Annotated in this window: 4 protein-coding genes; all 4 read right to left on the bottom strand. The window is 41.5% G+C overall.

Going from position 1 to position 4,097, the window contains the following annotated elements; genetic code table 11:
* Positions 1-116: 116 nt before the first annotated feature.
* The 4 genes from argH to IM509_RS00410 all read right to left on the bottom strand — a co-directional run bounded on the left by argH (position 117) and on the right by IM509_RS00410 (position 2,940).
* On the bottom strand, positions 117-1,517 hold the full coding sequence (gene argH / locus IM509_RS00425) for an argininosuccinate lyase (RefSeq protein ID WP_185236771.1): 1,401 nt from the start codon (positions 1,515-1,517) through the stop codon (positions 117-119).
* A 169-nt stretch (positions 1,518-1,686) separates the two neighbouring features.
* Entirely contained in the window at positions 1,687-1,890 is a 204-nt protein-coding gene (locus tag IM509_RS00420) for a hypothetical protein (protein WP_052277410.1), read from the bottom strand.
* 106 nt (positions 1,891-1,996) lie between these two features.
* Positions 1,997-2,608 (bottom strand): class II aldolase/adducin family protein, encoded by a 612-nt coding sequence (locus tag IM509_RS00415; RefSeq protein ID WP_185236770.1) that lies wholly within the window; start codon positions 2,606-2,608, stop codon positions 1,997-1,999.
* Positions 2,605-2,940: a hypothetical protein gene (locus IM509_RS00410; RefSeq protein WP_052277408.1), complete on the bottom strand. Its 336-nt coding sequence runs from the start codon at positions 2,938-2,940 to the stop codon at positions 2,605-2,607. The genes IM509_RS00415 and IM509_RS00410 overlap by 4 nt, the downstream gene beginning before the upstream one ends.
* Positions 2,941-4,097 lie beyond the last annotated feature (1,157 nt).

Raw genomic sequence — 4,097 nt, 5'->3', positions numbered from 1 at the left:
CAAGCTTTTCTGGTCGGAACCCCCTAAGCCGAGTTTTCAAGGTGCTGCGCCGTCCACTTGGTTTTCGAGACTGGCCTTTTAATTCTAACGTAAAGCCAACCTAGAACGGCGGGGTTTCAGACCCAAAATTTCCGATGATCGAGAATGGCTTTAGCTTGAATTAAAGCCGATCGCACTTGTTCAAAACCTGTGCCACCATAGCTATTACGGGCCGCCACCACCTGACGAGGAGCGATCGCGTCATAGATATCGGCCTCAAAAGCTGGATGTAATTCTTGCCATTCCGTCAGGGTTAAATCTTTCAATAACTTACCCGCTGCCAAACTGCTTTTAACGACTTTCCCGACTAAATTATAAGCTTCTCGGAAGGGAATCCCCTTACTGGCTAAATAATCCGCCACATCCGTCGCATTAGAAAAATCTTCCGCCACCGCGTTAGCTAATCGGTCAGTTTTAAATTGAATCCCAGTGGCTAAAAGTACCGTCATCGCTTGCAAACAAATCCGCACGGTTTTAACGCCATCAAATAACGCCTCCTTGTCCTCCTGCAAGTCTTTGTTATAGGCTAGGGGTAAACCCTTCATTAAGGTCAATAACGCCTGTAAATGCCCAAAAACCCGCCCTGTTTTGCCGCGCACCAATTCGGGAACGTCAGGATTTTTTTTCTGGGGCATAATGCTAGATCCCGTGGCACAACTATCGGTGAGAGTGATAAAACTAAATTCTTGGGAAGACCAGAGAATTATTTCTTCGCTCAAACGGCTCAGGTGGACCATAATCAGACTAGCGGCCGTCATAAATTCAATGGCAAAATCTCGATCGCTAACTCCATCGAGACTATTGTTATACACCTGCTCAAAATCGAGTAAATTGGCGCTGTAATGACGATCGATGGGAAAAGTCGTCCCCGCTAAGGCCCCGCATCCTAGGGGCGAAATATTAGTCCTGGCGCGAATTTCCCCTAATCTTTGGTGATCCCGTTCGGCCATTTGAAAATAAGCTAGGAGATGATGGGCTAAACTAATCGGTTGGGCGCGCTGTAGGTGGGTATAACCGGGGATCAGGGTTTCTAGATGGTTTTCAGCGTGATTGACTAAAGCTTGCTGAAAATTGCGAATTTCTTGCCTAATATCATCGATTTGTTGTCTAAGATACAGACGAATATCCGTTCCTACCTGATCATTCCGCGAACGGGCCGTGTGCAGTTTTTTGCCCACATCTCCCACAATCTCGGTTAAACGACGTTCCACGGCAAAATGCACGTCCTCTTGATCGATGCCGGGGTTAAAGTTGCCGGTGCGATATTCTTGACGAATTTGTTCCAATCCAGAGACGAGACTATCTGCTTCTTCGGGGCTGATAATACCCGTATAGGCGAGCATTTTAGCGTGAGCGATCGATCCGGTGAGATCATACTCGATTAATTCGATATCAAAGCCAATACTGGCGTTAAATTCTACGATCGTAGGATGGAGACTACCTTCAAAGCGATCGCTCCAAGTTTTCTTTGCTGTCACTGTTTTCGTTAGATGATTGTGGATAAAGTTAACTAAAATATGCTGAACAATTTTTAGGGATAATCCGGCGCTGATAGCATTACCGCTTCAGGTTAGAAAAATCTCCAACTCTACAAACATAAGAATAGCAAGAATTGCTCGCTCTGGCTGAAGGCTGATAGGCGAAAAGCTAATAAGAAGTAAAACCTCGAAACATATAACCGACAATCAAACCGATTAATAGGGCCCATGCTTGCCCAGTTTTGACGAAATTTGAGAAGGATTTCTGGACATTCCCGATGATATCCACGTCTTGCTCCGAAATAGTCATCAAGACATTGGTGAGAGGCGAAAAGTCGATCGAGACAGATAGATGATGGAAGATGTCGATCACGATGGCATTCCTCAAAAACGAAAATCTACAGAACAAGTTAACATGAAAACGACTAAATTAAAACCACTTTTGTCTCCCTGGTGCTGAGTTGGAGGGGAGGTCACTTTCAAGATGATTGAGATTGCTGGTAATAGGCTAATAGTAAATTACCCGCTTTTGCTAAATCTTGCCCAAAGGCGATAATTCCTTCTTCATGACCACTCATCACTAAAATTTGTTGCTCCTCTAGACGATCTTCTTGACATAAACGGATAATTTCTGCGGCCATTTCTGGGGTTCCATAGGCGATATTTTCTTGGGTGGTCGGCACTCGATACATCAAATTTTGCCACAGGGGGCGATGATGAATATGAATCACCCCATTAATCTGGGGATTCGCTTCATAAATCGCTGCATGGGTGAGAGTTTCTGAAGAAGCGGCAATTGTTCCCCGACAAGTGACACTATTTTCTTTCCAATCGTAGTCTATAACTGTGGTGTAATGGGATTCATTTAATACTGGAATTCCCCCAGTGTTAGTGCCAGAAATAATGATTTCTTTGTCTATTTTTCCTCGTTGACTCACATTCCCAAAACCGATTCCGTTATCGTATTGACCGATTAATCCCAGTCGATAGAGGCGATTGCGCCAATAATTTAATTCTGCAATCTCTAAGCTTATTAAGGGACGGGCAGGAATCCAAGTACAATCGTATTTAACATAGCCTTCATCAATCATAGATTTTTCTGAAAATATTCGGGATAATTTTGACAAACTTTCTCCACAAAGTCCTGGAGAGGATAGGAAATATTGGCGATATAATTATCTTTAACTACTTGGGAGAATAGGGGTAAAACTTCTGTATCTAAGGCGGGGTTAAATAACTCGATCGGCAGGATTAAATCAGACCCTTCCCGCACATCAATGGTCTCAAAATTATCGGCTACAATTAACCAAAGAGGACGCACCCAAAGAGCCGAACGACTTTCGATCACTTGAATTACTTCTCCGTATAAAGTTCGATTTTTGCAGAATAAACTAACAATTTGATGGGGAGTAAATGTGTTCATAGACTCTCATACATGGCAATTAAATTGGGAAATAATTAAGTTTTCAGGAATAACAAAGTAGAGAAATTAGCTGAAGGTTGACCAGCTTTTTTTAGTGATTACTGAAGCAGAAACCCTTAACTCAAATCTGATGATCATTAACATTCCCATCGATAGCAGAAATTTTCCTTTTTGCGATAAGTATATCCCATTTTGACATAGATTGTAATAAACTGATTTATTATCAAAATAAAAATTTATAATTGTTGTCTGTTAAGATAAAATTAATAGTTTGAACTCTATTAGTTAGTCAAATGGCTCTTCTCGACTTTGTGTGATAATTTTTGCTTATGGAACCCTGAAGTGCTTATTGGGCAAAACTTTTAGGACTATTTTGCGGATATTCTATCGGTATAGACCTCGTTTCCACACAGAAACCAGAAGAGCCGTCAAATTTCCTCAAGATGGCAAAAAAGGCAGCGACTTGTTTAGGTCTTTAACAGTAAGAATTTGTCCATTAAAAGATTGAGAGATAAGCTCTTGACTGGTATATCGCGAGGATCTAAGCAGCGTTCTTACCTCGTCTGTTGTGTAGGGTTTTTGGGATAATTCAAAAAACCTAAAAAAAATACTTAGTGAAAGAATGAGGATGATTAGTAATACATTTATGCTAAAATGTTTTTTTGTTCTTAGAGATTGAGGTTTTAAACTCATATGTCGGCTCCTCTCGACTTTGTGTGATAATTTTTGCTTATAGAATCGTGAAATGCTTATCGGGCAAGACTTTTAGGGCTATTTTGCGGATATTCTATCAGTACCAGAAGAGCCTCATGTTTATTTACTTACTCTTATTTAGACTGAGTTTACAGTGATCCTAGCATATACTAACTCCTAAAGCGTAACCGTTCAGGAGGGTAAAGGTATGATAGCATCAAATGCTATGGATGAGAAGCACTTAAGGGAGAAATACGAAATAGACGACGATGATTGGGAAAGAACTTCAAGGCGAGCGCATCGTTTTGTAGATTGGAACCTCGGAGCGAAACCCAACACCCAACACCTAAATCTGTCTGAATGAGCGCTCGCTATTTCCCTCTTCCCATTGCTTTTTGTTGGGTTTCCTTACGTCAACCCAACCTACAGTAATTGTTATGATTACTATAGTCCGTAGCTTGGGT

The sequence above is a fragment of the Microcystis sp. M31BS1 genome, assembly GCF_020245285.1.
Lineage (GTDB): Bacteria > Cyanobacteriota > Cyanobacteriia > Cyanobacteriales > Microcystaceae > Microcystis > Microcystis panniformis.
The sequence above is the reverse complement of the archived record's forward strand: the minus strand, read 5'-3'. Positions and strand labels throughout refer to the sequence as shown.